At 71.2% G+C, this 24,028-nt stretch carries 23 protein-coding genes and 1 pseudogene; 11 read left to right on the top strand and 13 right to left on the bottom strand.

The window, feature by feature from the left end; all coding sequences use genetic code 11:
• Positions 1–65 precede the first annotated feature (65 nt).
• The gene (locus LPA41_RS25035) at positions 66–1,472 is read left to right on the top strand and encodes an aldehyde dehydrogenase (RefSeq protein ID WP_229073217.1); all 1,407 of its coding nucleotides are present in this window, start codon (positions 66–68) and stop codon (positions 1,470–1,472) included.
• 88 nt (positions 1,473–1,560) lie between these two features.
• Here the strand turns inward: LPA41_RS25035 and LPA41_RS25030 are convergent, their stop codons facing one another.
• The 5 genes from LPA41_RS25030 to LPA41_RS25010 all read right to left on the bottom strand — a co-directional run bounded on the left by LPA41_RS25030 (position 1,561) and on the right by LPA41_RS25010 (position 5,397).
• The gene (locus LPA41_RS25030) at positions 1,561–2,391 is read right to left on the bottom strand and encodes a glycosyltransferase family 2 protein (RefSeq protein WP_229073216.1); all 831 of its coding nucleotides are present in this window, start codon (positions 2,389–2,391) and stop codon (positions 1,561–1,563) included.
• Entirely contained in the window at positions 2,388–3,335 is a 948-nt protein-coding gene (locus LPA41_RS25025; protein WP_229073215.1) for a TIGR03557 family F420-dependent LLM class oxidoreductase, read from the bottom strand. Before LPA41_RS25025 ends, LPA41_RS25030 begins: the two co-directional genes overlap by 4 nt.
• Positions 3,336–3,476: 141 nt before the next feature.
• Positions 3,477–4,160 (bottom strand): DUF3618 domain-containing protein, encoded by a 684-nt coding sequence (locus LPA41_RS25020; protein ID WP_229073214.1) that lies wholly within the window; start codon positions 4,158–4,160, stop codon positions 3,477–3,479.
• Positions 4,136–4,552, bottom strand: coding sequence for a phage holin family protein (locus LPA41_RS25015; RefSeq protein WP_229073213.1), 417 nt, complete (start codon positions 4,550–4,552; stop codon positions 4,136–4,138). The genes LPA41_RS25020 and LPA41_RS25015 overlap by 25 nt, the downstream gene beginning before the upstream one ends.
• Complete coding sequence (locus tag LPA41_RS25010; protein ID WP_229073212.1) at positions 4,549–5,397, bottom strand: hypothetical protein; 849 nt, start codon at positions 5,395–5,397, stop codon at positions 4,549–4,551. The genes LPA41_RS25015 and LPA41_RS25010 overlap by 4 nt, the downstream gene beginning before the upstream one ends.
• A 239-nt stretch (positions 5,398–5,636) precedes the next feature.
• Here LPA41_RS25010 and folP point away from each other — a divergent pair, with 239 nt between their 5' ends.
• Positions 5,637–6,437: a dihydropteroate synthase gene (folP, locus tag LPA41_RS25005; protein WP_255690244.1), complete on the top strand. Its 801-nt coding sequence runs from the start codon at positions 5,637–5,639 to the stop codon at positions 6,435–6,437.
• 30 nt (positions 6,438–6,467) lie between these two features.
• On the opposite strand, the gene LPA41_RS25000 is transcribed toward folP, so the two are convergent.
• Positions 6,468–7,016 (bottom strand): TetR/AcrR family transcriptional regulator, encoded by a 549-nt coding sequence (locus LPA41_RS25000; protein WP_229073210.1) that lies wholly within the window; start codon positions 7,014–7,016, stop codon positions 6,468–6,470.
• Positions 7,017–7,082: 66 nt separating this feature from the next.
• Here LPA41_RS25000 and LPA41_RS24995 point away from each other — a divergent pair, with 66 nt between their 5' ends.
• Positions 7,083–8,483, top strand: a complete 1,401-nt coding sequence (locus LPA41_RS24995) for a DHA2 family efflux MFS transporter permease subunit (protein ID WP_229073209.1) — start codon at positions 7,083–7,085, stop codon at positions 8,481–8,483.
• A 922-nt stretch (positions 8,484–9,405) separates the two neighbouring features.
• Here the strand turns inward: LPA41_RS24995 and LPA41_RS43050 are convergent.
• Positions 9,406–11,406, bottom strand: a complete 2,001-nt coding sequence (locus LPA41_RS43050) for a LamG domain-containing protein (protein WP_229073208.1) — start codon at positions 11,404–11,406, stop codon at positions 9,406–9,408.
• Positions 11,407–11,571: 165 nt separating this feature from the next.
• Here LPA41_RS43050 and LPA41_RS24985 point away from each other — a divergent pair, with 165 nt between their 5' ends.
• Positions 11,572–12,018, top strand: coding sequence for a hypothetical protein (locus tag LPA41_RS24985; RefSeq protein ID WP_229073207.1), 447 nt, complete (start codon positions 11,572–11,574; stop codon positions 12,016–12,018).
• A gap of 27 nt (positions 12,019–12,045) precedes the next feature.
• Positions 12,046–12,831: an LLM class F420-dependent oxidoreductase gene (locus LPA41_RS24980; RefSeq protein ID WP_229073206.1), complete on the top strand. Its 786-nt coding sequence runs from the start codon at positions 12,046–12,048 to the stop codon at positions 12,829–12,831.
• Between the two features lie 126 nt (positions 12,832–12,957).
• Here the strand turns inward: LPA41_RS24980 and LPA41_RS24975 are convergent, their stop codons facing one another.
• From LPA41_RS24975 to LPA41_RS42740, 3 genes and pseudogenes are all read right to left on the bottom strand, one after another.
• On the bottom strand, positions 12,958–14,490 hold the full coding sequence (locus LPA41_RS24975; protein ID WP_229073205.1) for a GntP family permease: 1,533 nt from the start codon (positions 14,488–14,490) through the stop codon (positions 12,958–12,960).
• A gap of 424 nt (positions 14,491–14,914) precedes the next feature.
• Positions 14,915–15,247, bottom strand: a complete 333-nt coding sequence (locus tag LPA41_RS42745) for an SDR family NAD(P)-dependent oxidoreductase (protein ID WP_308036611.1) — start codon at positions 15,245–15,247, stop codon at positions 14,915–14,917.
• Positions 15,248–15,299: 52 nt separating this feature from the next.
• Positions 15,300–15,587: pseudogene (locus LPA41_RS42740) on the bottom strand (SDR family NAD(P)-dependent oxidoreductase); the annotation flags it as partial.
• Positions 15,588–15,657: 70 nt separating this feature from the next.
• Here LPA41_RS42740 and LPA41_RS24965 point away from each other — a divergent pair.
• From LPA41_RS24965 to LPA41_RS24955, 3 genes are all read left to right on the top strand, one after another.
• Positions 15,658–16,545, top strand: coding sequence for a TetR/AcrR family transcriptional regulator (locus LPA41_RS24965; protein WP_229073204.1), 888 nt, complete (start codon positions 15,658–15,660; stop codon positions 16,543–16,545).
• A gap of 150 nt (positions 16,546–16,695) precedes the next feature.
• Complete coding sequence (locus LPA41_RS24960) at positions 16,696–16,854, top strand: hypothetical protein (RefSeq protein ID WP_229073203.1); 159 nt, start codon at positions 16,696–16,698, stop codon at positions 16,852–16,854.
• Between the two features lie 136 nt (positions 16,855–16,990).
• Complete coding sequence (locus LPA41_RS24955; protein WP_229073202.1) at positions 16,991–17,806, top strand: PfkB family carbohydrate kinase; 816 nt, start codon at positions 16,991–16,993, stop codon at positions 17,804–17,806.
• On the opposite strand, the gene htpG is transcribed toward LPA41_RS24955, so the two are convergent.
• Positions 17,803–19,674 carry a molecular chaperone HtpG gene (gene htpG / locus LPA41_RS24950; protein WP_229073201.1) on the bottom strand — a complete coding sequence of 624 codons (1,872 nt, stop codon included), beginning with the start codon at positions 19,672–19,674 and terminating at the stop codon, positions 17,803–17,805. The two genes, LPA41_RS24955 and htpG, sit on opposite strands and share 4 nt — an antisense overlap.
• Before the next feature lie 114 nt (positions 19,675–19,788).
• Positions 19,789–20,067, bottom strand: a complete 279-nt coding sequence (locus tag LPA41_RS24945) for a hypothetical protein (RefSeq protein ID WP_229073200.1) — start codon at positions 20,065–20,067, stop codon at positions 19,789–19,791.
• 179 nt (positions 20,068–20,246) lie between these two features.
• Between LPA41_RS24945 and LPA41_RS24940 the strand changes: the two genes are divergently transcribed.
• The 3 genes from LPA41_RS24940 to LPA41_RS24930 all read left to right on the top strand — a co-directional run bounded on the left by LPA41_RS24940 (position 20,247) and on the right by LPA41_RS24930 (position 23,018).
• A complete protein-coding gene (locus LPA41_RS24940) occupies positions 20,247–20,615 on the top strand; it encodes a hypothetical protein (RefSeq protein WP_229073199.1) in 369 nt (122 codons plus the stop codon).
• 225 nt (positions 20,616–20,840) lie between these two features.
• Complete coding sequence (locus LPA41_RS24935; protein ID WP_229073198.1) at positions 20,841–21,983, top strand: alpha/beta fold hydrolase; 1,143 nt, start codon at positions 20,841–20,843, stop codon at positions 21,981–21,983.
• A 162-nt stretch (positions 21,984–22,145) separates the two neighbouring features.
• A complete protein-coding gene (locus LPA41_RS24930) occupies positions 22,146–23,018 on the top strand; it encodes an endonuclease/exonuclease/phosphatase family protein (protein WP_229073197.1) in 873 nt (290 codons plus the stop codon).
• A 228-nt stretch (positions 23,019–23,246) separates the two neighbouring features.
• Here LPA41_RS24930 and LPA41_RS24925 read toward each other — a convergent pair whose 3' ends face one another.
• Positions 23,247–23,855, bottom strand: a complete 609-nt coding sequence (locus tag LPA41_RS24925; RefSeq protein ID WP_229073196.1) for a hypothetical protein — start codon at positions 23,853–23,855, stop codon at positions 23,247–23,249.
• Positions 23,856–24,028 lie beyond the last annotated feature (173 nt).

Below are 24,028 nucleotides of genomic sequence, written 5' to 3'. Positions count from 1 at the left end.
TGATAGATGCAGACATTTGCCGTCCACCAAGTTTTTATGCGATGCAACGGGGAAGACCTCCGCGCATGTACGACGTCGAGCAGCTCATCGCCGGCACCTGGTCCCCCGGTTCCGGTGACCGCACCCTGACCGTTACCGATCCCCGTGACGACACCGCGGTGTCGCGGGTGCCGGTCTCCTCCGAGGCGGACGTGGCCGCCGCCGTGAAGGCCGCCCGCGCCGCCGCCGGCGACTGGGCCCGCACCGCGCCGGCCGCCCGCGCGGCCGCCGTGCACGCCGCCGCCAACGCGGTCGAGGCCGCCGCCGGCGAACTCGCCGGGATCATGTCCGCCGAGATGGGCAAGCCGGTCGGCGAGGCCCGCGACTCGATCATGGCGGGGGTCGGCACCCTCCGGCAGTACGCCGAGCTCGGGCCCACCCACCGCGGCCGGGCCCTGGCCGGCAACGACGAGGCGATCGACCTGATGGCGTACGGGCCCCGTGGTGTCGTCGCGGTGATCACCCCGTGGAACGACCCGGTAGCCGTCTCCTGCGGCCTGCTCGGCGCCGCCCTGGTCACCGGCAACACGGTCGTGCACAAGCCCAGCGAGCGCACCCCGGCCACCGGCCACCGGCTCGCCCAGCTGCTCGCGCCGCACCTGCCGGACGGCGTGCTCGCCCTGGTCAACGGTGACGGCCCGGTCGGTGCCGCGCTGGCCGGCAGCGAGGTGGACGTGGTAGCGCACGTCGGCTCCACCGCGACCGGCCGGGCGATCGCCGCGGCCTGCGCCCGCACCGGCGCCAAGGCGCTGCTGGAGAACGGCGGCAGCGACCCGCTGATCGTGGACGCCGGGGTCGACCCGGTGTGGGCGGCCGGGCAGGCGGCGCTCGGCGCGTTCGCCAACTCCGGGCAGATCTGTGTCGCGGTCGAGCGGATCTACGTGCACCGCGACGTGGCCGCGCCGTTCGTGGACGCGCTGGCCGCCGCGGCCGCGGACTGGTCGGAGAAGATCGGCCCGCTGGTCGACACCCGGCTGCGGACCGCCGTCGACGAGCAGGTGCGTGCCGCGGTCCGTGACGGCGCCCGGCTGGTCAGCGGCGGCGTGGTCCCGGACGGGCCGGGCGCCTTCTACCCGCCGACCGTGCTCGCCGACTGCACCGACGACATGGCCGTGATCCGGGAGGAGACCTTCGGCCCGGTCGCGCCGGTGGTCACGGTCGACTCGTTCGGCGCGGCGTTGTCCCGGGCGGCCGAGTCACCGTACGGCCTCGCCGCCACCGTGCTGACCGCCTCGATGAGCAACGCCCAGCGGGCCTGGCGCGAGTTGCCGGTCGGCACCGTGAAGGTCAACGCGGTCTTCGGCGGCGCGCCGGGCGGTGCCGCGCACCCGCGCCGCGGCAGCGGGCAGGGCTTCGGGTACGGCCCCGAACTGCTCGACGAGATGACGGTGACCAAGGCCGTCCACATCGAGGCACCCTCCACCGGCTGGTGACGGCCCGGTCGGAGCCGGCGCGGTGCGATCGACCTCGGCACCGCGCCGGCCCTGACGCGGGAAGCTCAGGACTCGGCCCCCCGGAAGCTCAGGACCGCAGCAGGGTCAGGTCGCGCTCGACCGCCGGCGGCAGCGGCCGGCGGTGGCGCACCGCCCACGGCAGGGCCCGCGCCACGTCCCACCCGGCGGCCGGGGACTCCCGCACCGCCCCCGCGACGGTCCGGGCCACCACCCCGGCCGGGCGGCGCAGCAGGGCGGTCAGCATCCGGTTGCGGGCCTCGATCCGGCGGCGGGCGCCGGTGTCCCGGCCGGCCGGCAGCGGGAAGTGGCGCACCTCGAGCTCCGGGTCGTAGCAGAGCCACCAGCCCGCGGCGGCCAGGTCCATCGCCAGGAGCGCTTCCTCCCCGTACACGAAGAGGCGTGGCTCGAACCCGCCCACCGCGAGGAAGGCCTCGCGCCGCACCACCACCGCGCAGGAGAGAAAGCCCAGGATGGACGGTCCCGGCGCGCCCTCGGGGGTGCCGAGGGGCGCCGCGGCCATCGCCGCGGAGACCGGGTCGAGCCGGCCTTCCGGGCCGATCAGCACGCGGGCCGAGAGCAGGCCCAGCCGCGGATGCGCGTCCATCAGGGCGGCGGCGCGTTCCAGCGAACCCGGCGACCAGTACGAGTCGTCGTCCGCGAAGGCGACATACGGGGTGACGGCCCGCCGCACCCCCTCGTTGCGCGCCGCCGCACCGATGTTCTCGCCGAGCCGTACCACCTCGACGGCCGGGAACGCCGTGGCGATCTCGTCCGGCCCGCCGTCGTCGGAGGCGTTGTCGACCAGGATGACCCGGGCCCGGTGCTCGGGCAGGGTCTCGAAGAGCCGGTCGCGGCGGTTGCGGGTGGCCACCACGACCGTGACGTCACCGCCGCTCACAGCCGGCCACGCAGTTCCTTCTCGAAGAAGTCCAGGAAGCCGTCCGGGTCCGGTCCGCAGTTCATCAGCACGATGTGGTCGTACCCGGCGTCCCGGTACTCGCCGATCCGCTCGAGATAGCCGGCCGGGTCCGGCCCGACCACGAAGTTCTTCCGCACGTCGTCCTCGGTGACGGTCGCCGCGGCGGCCTCGAAGTTCACCGGGTTCGGCAGCTCCGACATCACCTTCCAGCCGGTGACCGCCCAGCGGGTGGTCCGGTGCGCCTCGGTGACGGCCGCCTTCTCGGTGGGCGCCCAGGCGACCGAGGCCTCCGCGTACTTGGGGCCGGAACCACCGGCCGCGGTGAACGTCTCGACCAGGTCCTTGCGGGGCTCGGTCGCGAACAGCCCGGAGCCGTGACTGGCCGCGAGCTCGGCGGCCACCTTGCCACCGGCCGCGACCGCGATCACCGGCAGCGTCTCCGGCAGGTCGAACACCTGGGCGTCCTCCAGTCGCAGGTGCTTGCCCTCGTACGACTGGTAGCCGCCCTTCCACAGCAGGTTGATGATGTCCAGTGCCTCGGCGAGCCGCTCGTGCCGCTCCCGGACGCTGCCGAACCCCTGGCCGACGACGTGCTCGTTGAGCCGCTCGCCGGAGCCGACGCCGAGCGTGAACCGGCCGTCCGCGATGATCGCGAGGGTGGCCGCGGCCTGCGCCACGATCGCCGGGTGGTACCGCACCGACGGGCAGGTCACGCCGGTGGCGAGCCCGAGCGTCCGGGTCTGCACGGCGATCGCGCTGAGCACGTTCCACGCGAACGGCGAGTGGCCCTGCACGTCCAGCCACGGGTGGTAGTGGTCGCTGATCTCGACGAAGTCGAAGCCGGCCTGCTCGGCCCGGATCGCCTGGCGGATGAGTTCCTTGGGGCCGAACGCTTCGGCCGCGAGCTTGTACCCGAGTTTCATGGTGCTGCCGATTCCCCTCCTCGAGCCGGGCAAACGCTGCTTACCGGGCGTCCGCCCGACGCCGGCGCTGCCTGTCCCACGCAGGCGGGCGGGCCGGCTGAGCCGGCCCGCCCGTCAGGTTCCTCCGTGTGTGCGCCCCGGTCAGGAGGTCGCGGCGCTCCGGGTCTCGTCCCGGACGTCGCTCGCGCCCGACTTCGCCGTGTCCGCCGTGGTCTGCGCGGCGTCGCGCGCGGTCTCGCGCACCTGGCCGGCGGCCTGCTGCACGGTCCCGCCGAGCTCCTCCTTGAGGTCGCCCGCCACGTCCTTCACCTTGTCGGTGAGGTCGCCGCTGTGCTCCTTGAGCTGCTGACCGGCCCGGCGCTCGGCGTCGGTGACCGGGATCAGCGAGGCGCTGAGCAGGCCGACGCCGAAGGCGATGATGCCGGCGGCGAGCGGGTTGCCCTGGGTCTGGCTCGCCACGGCCCGCGGCGCGGTACGCACCGCACTCGCCGCGTCGTGCGCCTTCTCCTTCGCCTGGCCGCCCAGTTCGGACGCCTTGTCCCCGAGGTCGGAGGCCTTGCCGGACGCCTTGTCGGTCAGCTCGGACGCCTTGCCGGAAGCCCGGTCACCCAGCTCCGATGCCTTGTCGCTCAGCCGGTGCGCCTGGTCCTGCGCGGCGTACCGGGTCTCCTCCGTCGTGCCCATGACCTTCTCCTTCACCGCGGTCCAGCGTCGCCGCGCGACCTGGCGCGGGCTTGTCTTCTCGGCCAGCAGATCGACGTCACGGGTCAGCGAGGCCCGCGTCCGCTCGATGTCCTGCCTCAGCCGGTCGGGTTCTTCAGCCATTGGGCGTCCTCCTTCAAAGTTTCGGCGGTGCGGCGCGGCACCGGGTCGACGGTCTTGAGCTTCTTGCGGCCGTTGACGAAGAGGACGGCCCCGATCGCGGCCCAGATCAGCCCCACGATCAGGAAGGCCCAGCCGTGGTCGATCACGTTGCCGAGGCCGAAGACGATCGCGAAGCTGAGCAGGACCACGGCCAGGTAGCCGGCGAACCCGGCGCCGCCGAGCATCCCGGCGGCCTTGCCGGCCTTGGTCGCCTCCTGCCGGATCTCCGCCTTGGCGAGCTCGACCTCCTGGCGGAACAGCTGCGACAGGTCGTTGCTGATGTTGCCGATGATCTCGCCGATCGAGGTCTCGGCGACCGGGTCGGCGGGCTCGTTGCGGTACGGGGTCGTCATGACCGGCGCTCCGGATACGTCTCGTCCACGACGGCCGGGATGCCGGTGCCGGTGGCGGTGTACTCGGTGGTGGCCGGCGTGACCGGCACGGTGACGTCACCGGCGGCCGGGTCCACATAGGCGGCGCTCGGCGTGGTGTCCGCCGCCGGGGTGCTGTAGCCGGTGGTGGTGGTCCCGTAGCCGGCGGGCGTGTCGTACTCGGAGCGGAACGTGTCGGTGTCCGGCTTGCCGGCGCCGGCGGTCCCGTCGGCCTTGGCCACGCTCTTGCCGAGCCGGCCGACCACGAAGCCGGCCGCCAGCGCGGTGGCCAGGAACGCGCCGGGGCGGCGGCGGGCGAAGTCCTCGACCTCGCGGAGCACGCCGTCCGGGCCGTTGCGGTCCAGGTAGTCGGCGAACTGCCGGCCACCCTCGGCCACCCGGGAGACCACCGCGGCCGCCGGCGAATCCGCACGGGCGCCGCGCATCTCGTCCAGCTGGTCGGCAGTCTGCCGGATGCTGCCGACCAGGCGGCCGTTCTGCGCCTTGGCCGTCTCGTCCAGCTTGCTGCGGACCTCCGAGGCCACCGAGCGCGCCTGGGTCTTGGCCTCCTGGCCGACCCGCTGCGCCTGCTCCTTGGCCGTGTCCTTCACGTCGGTGGCGGCCTGGCCGGCCGAGTCGCGCGCCTGCTGGGCCACCTGCACCGGCTTCGACGGCTGGTCGCTCGCATGCCGCGGCTCGGTGTCCGCGTAGGTGGTGGTGTTCTCGTAGCCCGGCACGGCATAGGACGGCGCGACCGGCTGCGGCGGCACGTCGAGCGGGTAGGCCGGATCGGCCGGCACGCGGCCGCCCGGTGCGATGTCGCTCATGGTTCCTCCGAGTGGGGATGTCAGTCGTTGCTTGCAAGCCATCACCTACCCCCGGCGGCACCAGCCGACGCATCCTCCGTTGTGATGAATAGCGCGAAAGGATCAACCTATAAAACCCCAGATCAGGGGTAAGCCCACCGGTTCCGCACCGGCTGTTAGGGTCGCTGATCGTGAGCGAAACCAGCGGCGCGCGCGTCATCGGCGGCCGGACCTACGACTTCTCCCGCCGCGTCGTCGTGATGGCGATCGTGAACCGTACGCCCGACTCCTTTCACGACCGCGGCCGCACGTTCGCGCTGGAGCGGGCCACCGAGGCGGTCCGCGCGGCGGCCGGGGACGGCGCCGACTGGATCGACATCGGCGGGGTGCCGTTCGCGCCCGGCCCGGAGGTCACCGCCGCCGAGGAACTCGACCGGGTGATGCCGGTGGTGGAGGCGGCCCGCGGTCTCGCGGTGGTCTCGGTGGACACCTTCCGCCCCGAGGTGGCCCGCGCGGTGATCGAGGCCGGCGCCGGGGTCATCAACGACACCTCGGGTCTGCGGGACCCGGCGATGGCCGACGCGGTCGCCGGCACCGGCGCGCAACTGGTGATCACCCACAGCCTGGCGGCGCCGCGGACCCGGCATCCGCGCCCGCAGTACGGCGACGTCACCGCCGAGGTGGCCAAGTTCCTGCGCGAGCGGGTCGACCTGGCACTCTCCCGCGGGGTGCGGCCGGATCAGATCATCATCGACCCGGGTCACGATCTCAACAAGAACACCCTGCACTCGCTGGAGATCACCCGCCGGCTCGAGGAGATCACCTCGATCGGTTACCCGACCCTTGCCGCACTGAGCAACAAGGACTTCATCGGCGAGACGCTGGACCGGCCGCAGCCGGACCGGCTCGCCGGAACGCTTGCCACGGTGGTCTTCTGCATCCTGCGCGGAGCCCGGATCATGCGGGTGCACGACGTGCGCGCGGCCGTCGACGCGGTCCGGATGACCGAGGCGATGCTGGGCTGGCGGGAACCCGTCCACCTGCGCCACAACATGGACTGAGCCACCCTCCGGCTGCCCGCTCGGCAGCATTCACGCCGGTGGGAGCGTGCTCAGCAGCTCGGTCATCCACGGCTGGGCCGGCACCGCGTCCGGGCCCAGCACCCGGATCGCGCCGAGCACGGTGATCAGCATCCCGGAGGCGAAGAAGTCCCGCACCTCCTCGGCGGAGGCGCCGGTCAGCTCCCGGACGACCGTGTAGAGGTTGCCGTACGAGTCGCGCACCGCCTCGCCGATCACCGGGTCGGCGGCGGCCGCCGCGTACCCGTGCAGCAGCACGGCCAGCAGCTCCTTCTCGGCGAGCAGCTCCTTGTAGGCCCGGCCCAGCCCGGGCAGGGTCGGCTCCTTCGCGGCGGCCGCCCGCCACTTCTGCTCGATCCGGTCCGACGCGTGGCGCACGGTCGCCAGGAACAGTTCCTGCTTGGTGCGGAAGAGCCGGATCACGTACGGCTGGGAGACACCGGCGATCCGGGCCACCTGGTCGGTGGTAGTGCCGGCGTAGCCACCCTCGGCGAAGGCCTGCAGCGCAGCCGACAGCAGCTGGGTGTGGCGTTCCTGGGCGGTGAGGCGGGTCCGGGTCACGTTGACAGGTTATCAGTCAATGCATACCGTGCTGAGTTATCAGTGAATAACAACCAGGGGGAAACAGTGACCACGCTTGCACCCGCGACACCACACCCCGGCCGGCGGCGGACCCGCCCGCTCGGCCTGGTGCTGGCCGCCGTCGGCATCCCGACCTTCATGGGTTCGCTCGACAACCTCGTCGTCAGCACGGCACTGCCGGTCATCCGCACCGAACTCGGCGCGTCCCTCACCGACCTGCAGTGGTTCGTCAACGCCTACACCCTCCCGTTCGCGGCGTTCCTGCTCACCGCGGCAGCACTCGGTGACCGGATCGGCCGGCGCCGGATGTTCCTGGCCGGCATCGCGCTGTTCACCGCGGCCTCCGCCGGCGCCGCCCTCGCCACCGAGCCGTGGCAGCTCACCGCCGCCCGCGCCGTGCAGGGCATCGGCGGCGCGGCAGTCACCCCGCTGTCACTCACCCTGCTCGCGGCGGCCGTCCCCGATCGGCTGCGCAACACCGCGGTCGGCATCTGGGGCGGCATCACCGGCCTCGGCGTCGCCCTCGGCCCGGTGGTCGGCGGCGCGGTGGTGGACGGTCTCACCTGGAACTGGATCTTCTGGGTCAACGTGCCGATCGGCGTGATCGCCCTGGCACTCGCCGCCGTCGTACTGGAGGAGTCCCGCGGCGGCGCCCGCCGGCTCGACCCCCTCGGCCTGGTGCTCTCCGCCGGCGGCATGCTGCTGCTGATCTGGGGCGTCGTCGACGGCCCCGAGCACGGATGGACCACCGGCCGGGTGCCGGTCATGCTCGGCGGAGGATTGGCGCTGATCGCCGGGTTCCTCTTCTGGCAGAGCCGCAACAGTACGCCGATGCTGCCGTTGCGCCTCTTCCGCTCGCGCGGGTTCAGCCTCGTCAACGCCGTGACCCTGACGTTCTCGGCGGGCGCGTTCGGCGCGGTCTTCCTGCTCGCCCAGTTCTTCCAGGTGGTCCAGGGACTGAGCCCGCTCGAGGCCGGCCTGCGCACGCTGCCATGGACGGCCGCCCCGATGATCGTCGCCCCGCTCGCCGGCATCTTCGGCGCCCGCCTCGGCATCCGCAACCTGATCGTCGCCGGCCAACTCTTCCTCGCCGCCGGCCTGCTCTGGATCGGCCTGGCCACCACGACCGACGTCACCTACGGCCGGCTGGTCGTCGCGTTCGCCTTGGCCGGGATCGGCATGGGGCTCACGTTCGCCCCGGTCAGCACGATGACCCTCGCGTCGGTGAGCGCGGACCAGCGAGGCGTGGCCTCCGGGACGAACAACACGATCCGCGAGTTCGGGGTGGCCGCCGGCGTGGCAGCCCTGTCATCCATCTTCAGCACCTACGGCGGCTACGCCGGCCACCAGGACTTCGTCGACGGCCTGACCCCGGCCGTACTCACCGGCGCCGCCGTGATCGCCGCCGGCGCGGTCGTCGCGGCCTTCCTCCCCCGGCGCACCTGACTCCCCCACCAGCGGGACCAGGCCGCCGTCCGCGGCCTGGTCCGACCCCCTCGAGCCGGGCTTACAACGACCACAAGCACTGAAGGTCGTCGACATCCAGGCCGAACATGGCGAGCGCGCCGCAGGCAAGAACACCACGCGACCCTCACCGGCCGCACAGCCCGCCGCGTCGACGTCCTGCACGCCATGCTTCGCACCCACACCACACCCCGCCACCCGCACTCGCCACCCGCACTCGCCATCCGCACTCGCACTCCCACTCGTCACCCGCACTCGCCACTCGCACTCGCCAAACCCACCGCCACTGGCACCGCCACCGCCACCGCCACCGGCACGGCACAAAAGCGGCAAAAGGCGCGCGCCCCGTCGCGCCTCGCAGTGGCGACGGATGCGCCGTCCAACCAGCGAGAAGTTGATCTGCTAGCGCTACGAAATCGCCGTGATCAAGGGGTTGAAACCGCGACTTCGTAGCGCTAGCAGATCAACTTCTCCGCGCGGGTCCACCACGGCTGGTCGTGGCTGCGTGTTCCGGACCGCGACAGAGCCGAGGGCGAGCAACACCACGCCGCACCGGCCTCCTCCCCGGCGCGCCCGCCGTCCGGCCCGTCCCGCGCCGCTGCGGAGCGGGCCGCACCATGCAACATCGATTAACGGAAAGAAGCCTGCCTGTTGCACTTCTGCAACATGACTGCAACGATGACCTTCGATTCCGTGCCGTCGGGTCACCGCGGGGTCACCGGCCACCGTCCTCGCCGGCCGACCCATGTCGTGGTGCCCCCGTTCCCCAACGGGCACGGGATCAAGCCGCTGGTGCACCGGCGGTGCGCGAAGCTGTGTGTGCCGGCCCTCCGACCGGCACACACATTCCTGCCCCGGCGGTCTGCCGCCGTCCGCGCCGGCTGCCGGGGCTCACACCCACGACTCAGCCCACCTGCACCCAGACGTCGTCGAGGGTGCCGTGGAACTGGTCGTTGTCGGCCCCCACACCCTTGCCACCGATGGTGAACGGATGATCGGTCTCCACGGACAGGCCGGCGGGGACCGCCACGGTCGCCTCCAGCCGGTCGTCGACCAGGAGCGCCAGGGTGGGCCCGGTGCGGCGGCACTCCAGCGTGTGCCACTTGCCGTCGGCCACCGATGTGCGGCTGCGGGCGACGTGCACGGCCGTACCGTCCTGGTCGCCGATGCCGCAGCTCGGCTTGCCGGAGAAACCGTCGACCTGGAGCTTGTACTGACCGCCGCCGGTCGAGTACCCCTTCTGCAGGATGTTCTCGCCGCGCCCGGTCTCAGCCGGTGACAGCAGCACCCCGGCGCCGTACCGCAGCGGCCGCGTGCCCGGATTCAGGTCGTCCGTGTCGCCGGCCTGCAGGATCAGCCGCGGGCAGTTGTCGCCGGCGCACCGGGCCGGGAAGTTCAGTGCCTGCCCGGTGCCGTGCGGCACCAGTTTCGGCGCACCGCCGTTCCGGGTCACCGCCCGCAGCAGATGGCCGTGACCGGACCCGTCGTCGAAGGTGCCGTCCGCGATGGTCGAGTCGAAGTTGTACGCGGCGACGAACGCGGCCCGCGGCGACGCGACGGCCGGAGCCGCCGGGTCCGCCGAGGCACTCGGAGCGGCTGGACCGCCCGAGGCAGCGGGAGCAGCTGGGCTGCCCGAGGAGGCGGGAGCGGCCGGGCTTCCCGAGGCAGCCGGAGCGGTTGGACTTGCCGCGGACGCCGGAACGGTTGGACTTGCCGCGACGGCCGGAGCCTGTGAAGCCGCCGGGCCCGGGCGGGACTCCGCGAACGCCGACGGCGAGGTTCCGGTGAACTCGGCGTACCGCTTGCGCGTCGCCCCACCCACCATCGTGAAGTCACCGACCGCGCTCACCGACCGCTGTGCCTGGCTGGCCGTGAGCGCCCGGGTGCCGGCGACCCCGTTGGCCTGCGGCGCCCACGCCAGCAGGTTGCCGTCCAGGTCCGCCGCGGCGAGCTTGCCCCGGATCACCGAGCCGTCGGTGCAGATCCCCTTGACGCCGTTGTTCGTGGTGGTGCAGGCCTTGTCGAAGTGCCCGCCCACGTACACCACGTCGCCGAGCAGCGTGATCGCCTGGGCATCACCGTCGAAGACCCGGGTCCAGCGAGTCTCCCCGGTCCGGGTGTACGACACCGCCCGTCCGCCCAGCCCGCCGAGCGCCGCGAACACCCCGTCGGTGTGCGCCGCGAGGGCGAAGACCTGCGACACCGGCTTGGCCCGGAACGCGGGATCGAGCACCCCGGTGACCGGGTGCACCGCGGTGAGCCGCAGCGTGCTGCTGACGTTGTTGGTGCGGTGGAACCGCCCGCCGACGTAGACCCGGTCGCTCGTGACGGCGAGCGCGTTCACCATGTCGTCGGTGGTCGGCGCCCACGGGTCGAGCGCGCCGTCGGCCAGGCGCAAGGCGGCGAGGTTGCCCCGCGGCACCCCGTCGACCGCGGTGATCCGGCCGCCCACGTAGAGCCGGCCGTTCCCGGCGGCCAGCGCGCTGGGCTGCCCGGCCACGGAGTGCTGGAGCGGGGTGAGCGCGCCGCTTGTCGCGCCGATCCCGGCGACCGCGTCCCGCGCTTCGCCGTTGACCGTGTCGAAATCGCCCGCCGCGTAGATCGTGTCACCGTCGACGGCGAGGGCTCGCACGTTGGCGTCCGCGGCCGGCTTCCAATCGAGCAACGCGCCGGTGCGGGCGCTGAAGGCGGCGAGACGGGTACGGGGTGTGCTCCGCCCGTTGACGACGGCGCTGGTGAAGTTGCCGCCGACATAGACGGTGTCGCCGCGATAGGCGACCGCGTAGACGGAGCCGTTGAAGGACGGTGAGGTCACCGGGTCGGAGGAGACGATCTCGGCGAACGCCGTGCCGCCGGCCGCGACGAGCACCGTCGCGACCCCGACGGTCACGATCCGCCTGATCACCGACTCACCTTTTTTCGACTTATCAACCACGCCAAGTCAACTTCCGACTCCGGCAAAGGTGGCGCACCGGCAGTCCGGCACCACCGGCCCAGGCGTACGCCCACCCGGCTGTCCGATCCGGGGGTTATGCTCCGCCCGTACGATCGATCGACGAAGGGGAATGTCGTGCCGCAGCGTCGCCGCACCTCCGCGCCCATCGCCCTGGCCGCAGCCCTGATCACCGCCACCGCCGCGCTGAGCGGCTGCACCGTCGAGGTCCCCGCCGGCGCGATCCCGGCGCCGTTCAGCCAGGCGCCGGTGCCGTCCGCCTCCGTCGGCCACCCGGCCTACGTCTGCACCGCCGTCTACCAGGTCCTCACCGACGGCGCGGTTCGGCTCGCCCCGTACACGACCGGTGACGCGGACGCCGTGCAGGGCCTGCGGGACACTTTCGCGGCGATGTCCGCGGACGTCGCCGCGGCCGCCGCTACCAGCATCGACCCGGCACAGCGGGGAACCGTCGAGCGGATCGCGGGCTCTCTCGACGAGGCCGCCCGGGGCGCCGACCCGCGGGCTTTCCTGACCGGCGAGTTCCGCACAATCAGCCAGGAACTGGACGACACCTGCGCATGATCACCGACCGGTCGATATGGTCTGCACATGATCAAGAGGCCGATCCGGATCGGGCTGCAGCTGCAGCCACAGCACATGGACTACGCGACCATCCGCCGCACCGCGTCCGAGGCCGAAGAACTCGGCGCGGACATCCTGTTCAACTGGGACCACTTCTATCCGCTCTACGGCGAGAAGGACGGCCTGCACTTCGAGTGCTGGACCATGCTGGCCGCCTGGGCCGAGTCGACGTCCCGGGTCGAGATCGGCGCCCTGGTCACGTGCAACAGCTACCGCAACCCGGACCTGCTCGCCGACATGGCCCGCACCGTCGACCACATCAGTGACGGCCGGGTCATCCTCGGCATCGGTTCCGGCTGGTTCGAGCGCGACTACACCGAGTACGGCTACGAGTTCGGCACCGCCGGCTCCCGGCTCGACGACCTCGCCGAGGCGCTGCCCCGCATCGAGTCCCGCTGGGGCAAGCTGAACCCGGCACCCACCCGCAAGATCCCGGTCCTGATCGGTGGCGGCGGCGAGAAGAAGACGCTGCGCCTGGTCGCGAAGCACGCCGACATCTGGCACAGCTTCGCCGACGCGGACGTTCTCCCGCGCAAGCTGGGCATCCTCCGCGACCACTGCGCCGCCGTGGGCCGCGACCCCGCCGAGATCGAGGTGTCGGTCGAGGTCGGCGGCGAGGCCGACCCCTCCGCCGCCGGCCAGCAGTTCCGCGACCTGGGCGCCTCGCTCTTCACCATCGGCGTCGGCGGCCCCAAGCCCGACCTCTCCCGCCTGCGCGACTGGCTCGCCTGGCGCGACGAGGCCAACGCCTAGCCCTTACCGCGGAGCTCCTCGCGGGTTGCCCGGGAGATCTCCGTGCGCTCTCGCGAAATCCCCTGAACGGCAGATCTCACCGATCCGGCCCTTACCGGATCGGTGAGATCATCCGATGTCAGGACGTCAGAAGAACAGGCTCAGCAGCATCACACACGCGAAGCCAACCACCGAGATGATCGTCTCCATCACCGACCAGGTCTTGATGGTCTGCCCGACGGTCATCCCGAAGTACTCCTTGACCATCCAGAACCCGGCGTCGTTGACGTGCGAGAAGAACAGCGATCCCGCACCGATCGCCAGCGCCAGCAGCGCCACGGTGGGCGAGTCCAGCGTCGTGGCCAGCGGCGCCACGATGCCCGCAGCGGTGATGGTGGCGACCGTCGCCGACCCGGTGGCAACCCGGATGCCGACCGCCACCAGCCAGCCCAGCACCAGCGCGTTGATGTTCGCGTCCTGCGCCGCGTTCGCGATCACGTTGCCCACGCCGGCGTCGACCAGCACCTGCTTGAACCCGCCACCCGCCGCAACGATCAGCAGGATGCCCGCGACCGGGGGAAGCGCGCCGCCCAGCACCGCCGACGTCTCCTTGCGGTCAAACCCGGCCCGGTACCCGAGCGCCCACATCGCCAGGAACACGCCGGCCAGCAGCGCCACCACCGGCTCGCCGATCACTTCGAACGCGTTGCGAACGGCGTCACCCTCGGGCAGCAGCAGTTCGGCGATGCCGCGCGCCAGCATCAGCACGACCGGCAGAAGCACAGTGAGCACGGCCGCCCAGAACCCCGGGTTGCGCCGGCGACCGACCTGCTCGTCCACAAGTTTTGCGGGCCGCTCCGCACCGGGGTTCGCCAGGTCGTCCCGGTCGACGAAGTCCTGACCTCCCACGGGTCCGGAGGCGGGCCGACCGGCCGAGGACCGCTCCGCGTCGGCCGAACTCCGCTCCGCGCCGCTCAGGGCGCCCGAGCCTTCCCCGCCGGAGACACCCGGCAGCGCCGGCACGGGCAGCGGAACCCGCTTCGCGATGAAGTTACCGAACACCGGTCCGGCGATGATCACCGTAGGGATCGCGCAGAGCAGACCGAGCAGCAGCGTCAGACCGAGGTCCGCGTTCAGACTGGAGATGGCGACGAGCGGTCCCGGGTGCGGCGGCACAAGCCCGTGCAACACGGAAAGTCCCGCCAGCGCCGGAATGCCGAGGCGCAGCAACCCGACATCGGTACGGCGGGCCACCAGCAGCACGATCGGCACCAGCAGCACGACGCCGACCTCGAAGAAGAGCGGCAACCCGATCAGGGCAGCGACCCCCGCCATCGCCCACGGCAGCGCCGCGCCCGAAACGCCGTTCACGATCCGGTTCACGATGCCGTCGGCCCCACCGGACTCGGCGAGCAACGCACCGATCATCGACCCGAGCGCGATCAGCAACCCGACGTTGCCGACCGTAGTGCCCAGCCCGGTCGTGAACGAGTCGATCGTGGCACCGGGCGCAGCGCCCGCCACCAGGCCGAGCACGCCCGAACCGGTGATCAGCGCCAGGAACGGATGCCATTTCGCCCACGCGATGAGGAGAACGACGACCGCGATGCCAAGCACCGCGGCAAGGACCAGTTGACCTGTGCCGGCATCAGTGATGGCCTCGGCTGCGATCGTCGACATGAAGCGCCGGTACCCCCGTGAAACACTTTTCAATCTCCCAGTCCGGTCCCCTCTCCCAGCCATCGACGCTGCCATTCGCGGTGACCGATTCAGCGCAACCCGGGCTCGGTGCCGGCCGCGCTCCAGGCCCGAAACGTCGGACTTGAGTTCAGGTCCGTCTCGGGCTCAGGCCCGTCTCGGGCTCAGGCCCGTCTCGGGCTCAGGCCGGTGCCGCGACTGGCCCTGCACGCCGGGCCGTAGACGTCGCCGGTGGATATGCCGCCCACGACCTTGGGCTATCCGCTGCTCCTACGGACTCGTCGAGGTCACGCGCAGCGCACCCGTTCTTCGCCGCCCACCACGCGCTCACCCAGACCCCCACCCCAGGCCCGAGGGTTGCTCAGCGCGGCCGTCCCACTGTGTCCCGACCGCGAAATCTCGCGGGTCAGCCCGCCAGGCTCGCCTTGACCTGCTCGGTCAGCGCGTCGGCGAGCACTTCGCGGTCCCCCCGCTCGACGGCGTCCAGCGCCAGTTTCGCGACCACGGCGGGGTCGGTCTTGTGCTCCGGCGGGACGGACGCCGCCATGTCGGTGTCCATGTAGCCGACGTGCAACCCGGTCACCGTGATCCCCCGGGGCGCCAGCAGTTCGCGGCTGGAGTTGGTGAGCGCCCACGCCGCCGCTTTCGCCGCCGAGTAGGAGCCCAGGTCTGCGGGGTGCAACCAGGAGAGCACCGAGAGCACGTTGAGGATCGCTCCCCCGCCGTTGGCCTCGATCACCGGGCGCGAACGCCCGGGTGGCGGACAGGGTGCCGAAGTAGTTGGTTTCCATGTCGAGCCGATTGCCGTCGAGGTCGCCGCCGATCAGCGGCTGGCCGGCCGAGACACCGGCGTTGTTGATCAGCAGGGTGGCGTCAGCGGCCTCCGCTGCCGCACGCGCCACCGACTCCGGATCAGTGACGTCGAGCCGGAGCGGAGTCACGCCCGGCAGGCTGATGCTCCCCGGATGCCGGGCGGCGCCATAGACCTTGGCGCCTCGCCCCAGCAGCTGAGCGGCGAGGTGACAGCCGAACCCACGGTTGGCCCCGGTGACGACTGCGACTGCGTTGGCGAGTTCCATGCCACTTAGATTAGGACCATCATCTAAAATTGGCAAGCTATAGATGACGCCTCTCATCTATAGTGGGCGCATGGGACGGGTCTCGCAGGCACAGGCGAAGCAGAATCGGGAGCGCATCGTCGCTACCGCGGCGCGGCTCTTCCGGGAGCGGGGCATAGGTGGCGTGAGCGTCGCCGACGTGATGGCTGAGGCCGGGCTGACCCACGGCGGCTTCTACAAGCACTTCGCGTCCAAGGACGCTCTGGCCGCCGAGGCCGTGGGCGAGGCCTTCAGTGAGCAGGCGGCCGCACTCGGGCTTACGTTCAGCTATCCGCGCGCCGACACGCCGCTGCGCTACGTGGGTCACGCCCACGCCGACGGCCGGGATGCCACCACGCCGACCAGCACCGAGGCCGTGCACCCGCAGGCCGTGGGCGATGCGCCGCTCAGCGCAGACACCGTCGGACCCGAGTGCCCGGCCAGCCATGACGCAAGCATCGTCGCCACCACGACGTCATCAGCATCGGGTGACGGCGAGACGATCGATTCGTTCACCAGCCGGACGACCACCCCGACCGGCAGAGCTGCCCTTCTCGACGCCTATCTTTCCGCTGATCACCGGGATCACGCAGGGGCAGGCTGCCCTTCGGCCGGGTTCGGGAGCGACGTCGCGCGGGCGGCCGGCGGCGAGGAGACCCGGCGGGCTTACGCGGCGGGTGTCGAGGCTTTCGCCCGCCACCTGGGCACCTCCGGCGAGCCCGATCTCGCCGCCCTCAGCACGATGGTCGGCGCCCTGATCCTCTCCCGGGCGACCGCCGGCACCGACCTTTCGGACCGCATCCTGGCCGCCGCCCGAGCAGCCCTGCCCGACGACAGCGCATCGCCGCTCGACAATCGCCCTGGCGATTTCCCTGAGCACACGACATCGCCCGAAAACGGCCCGAGCCCGAGACGACCGCGCACCGCCCGCCCGTCATGAGGGGTTCCATGCCGCTATGTGGCGGCAATCGGCCGGCTCACCAGCCGCGACACATCGGGCGGCTGCCGTCTGCTCCGGCGCGCCGCACCCGCCGGGTCGCGAGCGTGTGTCACGATCGCGCGTGGCCTATCAGGGGAATCGGAGGACATGATGAAGAAGGTCCTCGGCTGGGTCCTGCTGTTCCTGCTGGTTTTCTGGATCGGCACGAACCCCGGTCAGGCCGCCGACGTGGCACGCAGCCTCGGCGACGGAGTGGCCCAGATCTTCCGCAACATCGGCACGTTCTTCTCCGAGCTGGCCAACGGCTGACAAGTCCCGCAGCCCCGCGCGACAAAGGCGGGATGGACGGGATTCGCCGGCCTCTCCGGGCCGGTGGCGGCCACGAGCAGGCCTGCACACGACGGTCCCGGCAGGCGATGTCAACCCTGACTGATCGCGGGCGTCCATGACCGTGCGGATTCTCTGCGTCGGGCTGGCGACGGTGGACCTGGTGCAACGGGTCGACCGGCTGCCGGGCGTCGACGAGAAGGTGCAGTCCGAGTCCGTCGAGGTGGCGGCGGGCGGACCGGCCGCGAACGCCGCCGTCACCGCTGCCGCCCTGGGCGCGGAGGTCACGCTGGTGACCGCAGTCGGCGCGCACCCGCTCGGCGCGCTGATCCGCGCCGACCTGGCGGCTCACGGGGTGACCTTGATCGACGCGGCGCCCCATGACACCGGGCCGCCACCGGTCTCCGCGGTGACCGTCCTCGCGGGCACGGGCGAGCGCACGATCGTCAGCCGCAACGCGGGCAGCCGCACCGTGGCCGTCCCCGCCGCCGGGCTTCCGGAAGCGGATCTGACGCTTGTCGACGGCCACCATCCCCACCTGGCCGTGGCGGCGGCGACAGCGGCTCGCCGTCTGGTCGTGGACGCGGGCAGTTGGCGGCCGGTCTTCACGGAGATCCTGCCGTACGCCGAGGTGGTGGCCTGCTCCGGCGACTTCCGACATCCCCATGCGGCCGTCGACGGGATAGCACCGCACGTGGTGATCACCCACGGCGCCGAACCGGTGCAATGGTTCAGCGCCGGGCGATCAGGGGAGATCGAGGTGCCGCGCGTGGAGGCCGCCGACACCTCGGGCGCGGGCGATGCCTTCCACGGGGCCTTGGCCGTGAGGCTGGCCAGGGACGACGACGTGCTGACCGCCGTTCGGGAAGCGATCCGGGTGGCCGGCGTCCGTGTCGCGCACGCCGGCCCCCGTGACTGGCTGAAAGAGCTTTAGACGGTCTGCGCCAGCCGGTCCGCGAGCAGTTTGGCGAAGCGTGCCGGGTCCTCCAGGTCGCCGCCTTCGGCGAGCAGCGCGGTCCCGTACAGCAGCTCCGCGGTGTCCGGCAGGGCCGAGTCCTCCGCGCCGCGCTCGTGGGCGGCACGGAGCCCGACCACCAGCGGGTGGTTCGGGTTGAGCTCGAGGATCCGCTTGACCCGCGGGCCTTCCTGGCCCATCGCCCGGTACATCTTCTCCAGCGCGGGCGTGATGTCGTTCGCGTCGCTGACCAGGCAGGCCGGCGAGGTCGTCAGCCGGTGCGACAGACGGACCTCCTTGACGTGCTCGTCCAGCTTCTCGGTGAGGAAGCCGAGCAGCGGGCCGAAGTCACCCTCCGGTTCCTTCGTCTCTTCGTCTTTCTTCAGGTCGACCGAGCCGCGGGCGATGGAGCGCAGCTTCTTGCCGTCGAACTCGGTGACCGCGTCCACCCAGATCTCGTCGACCGGGTCGGTCAGGATCAGCACCTCGTAGCCCTGCTCGCTGAAGGCTTCCATGTGCGGCGAGTTCACAACCTGGGAGCGGCTCTCGCCGGTCAGGAAGTAGATCTCCTCCTGGCCTTCCTTCATTCGCTCCACGTAGGCGGCAAGGGTGGTCGGCTCATCGCCGGCGGTGGTCGCGAAGGAGGCGATCTCGAGGATCGGCTGGTGGTTGTCGGGCTCGCTGAGCAGGCCTTCCTTCACCGCCCGGCCGAACTCGCGCCAGAAGGTCGCGTACTTCTCCGGGTTGCTGCTCATCAGGTCCTTGATCGTGGAAAGGACCTTCTTGGTGAGCCGGCGCCGGATCATCTGGATGTGGCGGTCCTGCTGGAGGATCTCGCGGGAGATGTTCAGCGACAGGTCGGCCGCATCCACCACGCCCTTGACGAAGCGCAGGTAGTCGGGGATCAGCTCCTTGCTGTCGTCCATGATGAAGACGCGCTTGACGTAGAGCTGGAGGCCGCGCCGGGCTTCGCGCTGGAACAGGTCGAACGGCGCACGCGACGGGATGAAGAGCAGCGCCTCGTACTCGAAGGTGCCCTCCGCCTTCATGTTGATGATCTCGAGCGGGTCGGTCCAGTCGTGGCTGATATGCCGGTAGAACTGGTGGTATTCCTCGTCGCTGACCTCACTGCGGGGTCGCGCCCACAGCGCCTTCATCGAGTTCAGCGTCTCCGGCTCCGGGGTTTCCGCGCCCTCCTCGGCGGGGGCGGCGGCCATCCGGATCGGGAAGGCGATGAAGTCGGAGTACCGCTTGACGATCTCCTTGATCTTCCACGTGTCCGCGTAGTCGTAGAGGGCGTCGTCCTCGTCCTTCGGCCGCAGATGCAGCGTCACCGTGGTGCCGACCGGCGCGTTCTCCGCGTCGTCGATCGTGTAGGTGCCCGCGCCCTCCGACTCCCAGCGCGTCCCGTGCCCCTCGGTTCCGGCCTTGCGCGTTACCAGCGTGACCCGGTCGGCGACCATGAACGTCGAGTAGAAGCCGACACCGAACTGGCCGATCAGCTCGGGGCTCTCCTTGGCCTCCTTGAGCTTGGTCAGCAGCTCGGCGGTGCCGGATTTCGCGATCGTGCCGATCAGCTCGACGACCTCTTCGCGGGTCATGCCGATGCCGTTGTCACGCACGGTCAGCGTTCGCGCCTCGCTGTCCGCCTCGATCTCGATGTGCAGGTCGGAGGTGTCCGCTTCCAGGCCGTCCTGCAGCTTGGCGAGGCGCAGCTTGTCCAGCGCGTCGGACGCATTCGAGATCAGCTCGCGCAGGAAGATGTCCTTGTTCGAATAGATCGAGTGGACCATCAGCTGCAGCAGCTGGCGCGCCTCTGCTTGGAACTCCAACGTCTCCATCGTCACCCGTTCCCGTCATGTCCGGTGTACACACCGATCGTAGGACGTCCCTGGTACGCGGAGTCACCGGAGGCGGCGAACGACCTTTCACCAGCCATGCCGCGACGTTGGCGCATCCGATCAGGCGGCGGCGCATCCCGGTCCGGCGGCGAGGCCTTCTTTGATGCGGTACGCGGAAATGTCGCCCCGCACCCAGCCGTAGAGCTGCTCGATGGACGTGGGCGCCTCCCCGTTGACACTCACGTAACCCACGATCGCGGTGTCCACGGTCCGGCAGGTGGCCCGGTCCGCAACCGTCTGCGCATCGCCCTTCAACTTCTCCGGGTTGTACGCAACGTAAGAAACACCGGAAATACCCACCGTGAGCGCCATCGTCATCGCCATCTCCGCCAGCCGCATGAGAGCAGGCTAGTCGCCATTACACAGAGTGTCCAACCGGCCGAACGGCCTGAGCCGTGAATACGGAAGGTGAGATTGCATCCTGGCGCGAATGAATAGCCGTGAGGCTTTACTGGCGGGATGGGTGTTCTGTACGTTGATTACTCCGAGCAACGGTCTAGTAACGCAGGAGGACCCCCATGCGTCGTGCCGCTGTCGTTTTCACCCTCGTCCTGGCCGGTCTCTGGATCGCCGCGCCCGCGCAGGCGTTCGCGCACAACAGAGTTCACAGCCCTGCCCTGCACGCACTTCTGGACGGCTTGACCCTGCTGGTCGCTTCGGCGCCGGTGTGGACCGCGCTGCTCTGGAGCGGCGGCCGCCGCTGGCTGCTGGCCGCACTGATCGCCGTGGTGCAGATCCCGGTCGCGATCATCGGTTTCGTGCCGATCGTGAACCCGTACCTGCACCTGACCCTGTTCGTCCTCGCCCTCGGCCTCACCGCCGTCAGCCTGCGGGTGGTCCGGAGCCAGGCACGGGCTACCGCCGCACCCGCACCCAGTCGCCACTAGGCGACGCGACGGCCAGGCCGGCAACGGTCTGGCCGTCTTCGATCGCAACGCCCCGGCGCAGCCGCGTCCGTCGCGTCGTCGAACAGCGGAGTGCCCCACTCGCCGTGACACGCCCGGCAGCATCCCTTGGCGACAACACGCTGCTCAGCAAGATCCGCGATGGGACCCGCGATGTGATGTCCATTTAACGTGCCCGCAAGTGAGCATCGCCACACTGGTGCCGTGGTGACCGAGACGATATTGCCGGTCAACGGCATCCAGCTATGTGTCGAGACGTTCGGCGAAGCTACCGACGACCCGCTGCTGCTCCTGGCCGGGGACGCCAGTTCGATGGACTGGTGGGACGACGAGTTCTGCCGGCGCCTCGCCGCCGGCGGCCGATTCGTGGTCCGCTACGACCACCGGGACACCGGGCGGTCCACGTGCTTCCCCATCGGCTCCCCCGCCTACACGGGGCTGGACCTGCGCGACGACGCCCTGGGCGTACTCGACGTGCTCGGACTGCCTGCCGCTCACCTGGTCGGTTTCTCTCTGGGCGGCGGCATCGCACAGCGCATGGCGGTCGACCACCCGGAGCGCGTGCTGAGCCTTACCCTGATCTCCACAAGCGCCGGCTCCGGCGACGCCGACCCGCCGCCGCCGTTGATCGACCGACCCGCTCCCGTCCGGCAACAGGTGAAAGCGACGACCTCGTCGTCCGGCGAAGCGAGACCCTCGGACACCGCGCGCGGAGAAGCCGAGCGACCGCGCGCGGCATCCCGTGAGGCACCCGCCTCCGTGCCCCGTGACGCGCGGGCCTCCGTGCCCCGTGACGCGCGGGCCTCCCTGCCGCGTGACGCGTCGGCATCCGTGCCACGCGAGGCGCCGACATCCGTGGCGCGTGAGGCACCGGCTTCAGCGCCCGATCGGGCAACGGGCTCGGCGGGCGTTGACGCGTGGAGCACCGGGTCGCCGGGTGTTGCCGTCCGGACCGTTCCCGAGCTCGACTGGTCGGACCGCAGAACCGCCGTCGCCCGGCTGATCACCGAGATCCGGGCTCAGGGCGGCCCGTTCACGGCGGCCGAACCGCACCTACGCCGGCTCGCCGAGCGAATCTTCGACCGCACGGCGGATCTGGCGACAGGCCGTCGCAATCATCGAACGGCGGGGTACGGCCCACCGATCCGCGAACGCCTCGGCAGCATCACGGCACCGACCGTGGTGTTGCACGGCACCTTGGACCAGCGTTTCCCCGCCGAGCACCCGAAAGAACTGGCAGCCACCATACCGGGCGCCCGCCTGGTCTGGCTCGACGGTGTAGGACACGAACTGCCCCCACGCGCGGTCTGGGACACCGTCCTGGGCGAAATCCTCCGAACGCACGCCTGATCACCACCCACCGCCAAGGCCGCATCCACCCGGATCTCCGTCGAGGAGGCCCGGCAACCGCCCGGCTCGGAGCCGCGGCAACACCCGTGGACGGCGCCCACCGAGCCGCCGCCCGCGTCTGTCGCACCCACAGATGTGCACAGGCCTGCCACCATGGCGCGGGTGTCGATCATCGTTGCTGCCCTATTGCTCTTCCACGGGGCCGTGCCGTCCGCAGGTCTGCTCGAGACGTTCCTTCCCTGGCTGGGCCTGGCAATCCCGTTGCTGCTGGCCCGTGCCTGGTTCCGTTCGTTGCGTGCCCTCGTCGTCGCTCTCCTCCCCCTGGTCGTTTGGCTGGGGCTCTTCGGCGACCGGCTGCTGCCGGCATCGACCGGTCCGCATCAGCTCGTCGCCGTGCAACACAACGTCAGCGACGAGAACCCGGACCCGGCCGGCACCGCCCGTGCCCTGCTGCGCTCCGGCCCGGACCTGATCGGCCTGGAAGAGATCGTCCCTGCCGCCCTGCCCGCCTACGAGGAGGCGCTGCGCGCCACGCACCCCCACTCCGCCGTGCACGGCACGGTCGCCCTCTGGTCACGGCACCCACTCGTCGAGTCGGGCCCGCTGGACATCCGGCCACGTTCGCTGGGCGCCGACTGGAACCGTGGCCTGCGCGCCGTCGCCCGCACCCCGCACGGCGACATCGCGGTCTACGTCGTGCACCTGCCGTCCGTACGCCTCAACCCGGCCGGCTTCGACACGGCCCGCCGCGACGAGAGCGGCCGCAAACTCGCCGCCGCGCTGGCCGCCGAGCCTCTCCATCGGATCCTGTTGCTGGGCGACCTGAACAGCACCGTGGACGACCGGGTGCTCACCCCCGTCCTGTCGCGCCTGAACACCTCGGACTCACGTTTCGCCTTCAGCTGGCCGGCCGCCACTCCCCTGGCCCGGATCGACCACGTGATGGCCGGCGGGATGACCGTCCTGGACGTCCGGACACTCCCGCGCACCGGCAGTGATCACCTCCCGGTGGCAGCCCACCTGCACGTTCCCTGACCGCGGCGACCGCAGGACCACATCGCAGGTCGTCCCACTGCCTGATCGGCCTGACGCAGCCCGGCGAGCTGATCGGCCTGGCCCAGCCTGGCAAGCCAATCGCCCTGACGCAGCCAAGCAAGCTGATCGGCTTGCCGCGGCCCGGCGAGCTGATCGGCCTGGCGCGGCCCGGCGAGCTGATCGGTCGGCGCGGCCCGGCGAGCTGATCGGTCGGCGCGGCCCGGCGAGTTAATCGCTCTGGCGCAGCCCGGCGAGCAGGGCGAGCCCGGCGATCACCGAGCCGGCGCAGGCGCCGAGGTAGAGCACCAGCAGACCGAGCCCGCTGCTGACCCCAGCCACCACCAGCGCGGTCATCAGGGCCCCGGCCACCGCGCCGGTGGTGAGCACCCAGCCGGCCGCTTTCTGCGCCGGACTCCAACTCGACGACCCGGTGGCGATCAGCATGCCGGCGCCCGGGCCCACCACCGGCAGAACGAAGCCACCGACCAGCAGCAGCGCGATCGCCGCGTGCTCGGCACCGCCGCCGGTCGTCCGAGCGGGTGATCGCGGTGCCGGACGGGCCGGTGTCAGCGGGCCGGGAAGACGGAGATGACTCGGCATGCCGCCGCGGCGCACCGTGTCGGCCAGTTGCTCCGGTGGACCGAGGCGGATGATCACCTGGGCAGGGTCGTCGGCGAGATCCCGTCGCAGTGCGATGTAGCCGGTCACCGTGTTCATCAGTTCGTCGCGCGTCTCGGGTGTGAGGTCCTCACTGGCCGCCCAGAGCGCGGCCAGGTAGTCGAGGACGAGCGTGTCGGCATGGGCGAGCGGCGCCGCGACTTCAGGTGAGGCGGTCATCGTTTCCTCCAGCGTGGGCGACGGGCAGCACCGGCGATCAGCGGCCGGAACGTTCGGCAGCAGCGGCGATGTCAGCCAGCATGCCGCCGCCCGTACCTCTGACGCATCGGACCAGGGTCGTATTTGTCGCACCCGATCTCAGACTTTCGGCCTACCGCCCTGAAGGAAGCGAG

Origin of the sequence: Actinoplanes sp. DH11, from assembly GCF_020873875.1 — a bacterium.
In the GTDB taxonomy this organism is placed as follows: Bacteria; Actinomycetota; Actinomycetes; order Mycobacteriales; family Micromonosporaceae; genus Actinoplanes.
Note: the sequence above shows the minus strand (reverse complement) of the source record. Positions and strands in the feature narration are given on the sequence as shown.

Excerpts from the sequence above, each read along its gene's own strand:
- LPA41_RS24925 (WP_229073196.1), bottom strand. The coding sequence starts at position 23,855 with ATGACCGCCTCACCTGAAGTCGCGGCGCCGCTCGCCCATGCCGACACG.
- LPA41_RS24960 (WP_229073203.1), top strand. The coding sequence starts at position 16,696 with ATGAAGAAGGTCCTCGGCTGGGTCCTGCTGTTCCTGCTGGTTTTCTGG.
- folP (WP_255690244.1), top strand. The coding sequence starts at position 5,637 with ATGGCGATCGTGAACCGTACGCCCGACTCCTTTCACGACCGCGGCCGC.
- LPA41_RS24955 (WP_229073202.1), top strand. The coding sequence starts at position 16,991 with ATGACCGTGCGGATTCTCTGCGTCGGGCTGGCGACGGTGGACCTGGTG.
- LPA41_RS24965 (WP_229073204.1), top strand. The coding sequence starts at position 15,658 with ATGGGACGGGTCTCGCAGGCACAGGCGAAGCAGAATCGGGAGCGCATC.
- LPA41_RS24975 (WP_229073205.1), bottom strand. The coding sequence starts at position 14,490 with ATGTCGACGATCGCAGCCGAGGCCATCACTGATGCCGGCACAGGTCAA.
- LPA41_RS24980 (WP_229073206.1), top strand. The coding sequence starts at position 12,046 with ATGATCAAGAGGCCGATCCGGATCGGGCTGCAGCTGCAGCCACAGCAC.
- LPA41_RS25025 (WP_229073215.1), bottom strand. The coding sequence starts at position 3,335 with ATGAAACTCGGGTACAAGCTCGCGGCCGAAGCGTTCGGCCCCAAGGAA.
- LPA41_RS25035 (WP_229073217.1), top strand. The coding sequence starts at position 66 with ATGTACGACGTCGAGCAGCTCATCGCCGGCACCTGGTCCCCCGGTTCC.
- LPA41_RS25010 (WP_229073212.1), bottom strand. The coding sequence starts at position 5,397 with ATGAGCGACATCGCACCGGGCGGCCGCGTGCCGGCCGATCCGGCCTAC.
- LPA41_RS24945 (WP_229073200.1), bottom strand. The coding sequence starts at position 20,067 with ATGCGGCTGGCGGAGATGGCGATGACGATGGCGCTCACGGTGGGTATT.
- LPA41_RS24940 (WP_229073199.1), top strand. The coding sequence starts at position 20,247 with ATGCGTCGTGCCGCTGTCGTTTTCACCCTCGTCCTGGCCGGTCTCTGG.
- LPA41_RS25015 (WP_229073213.1), bottom strand. The coding sequence starts at position 4,552 with ATGACGACCCCGTACCGCAACGAGCCCGCCGACCCGGTCGCCGAGACC.
- LPA41_RS25020 (WP_229073214.1), bottom strand. The coding sequence starts at position 4,160 with ATGGCTGAAGAACCCGACCGGCTGAGGCAGGACATCGAGCGGACGCGG.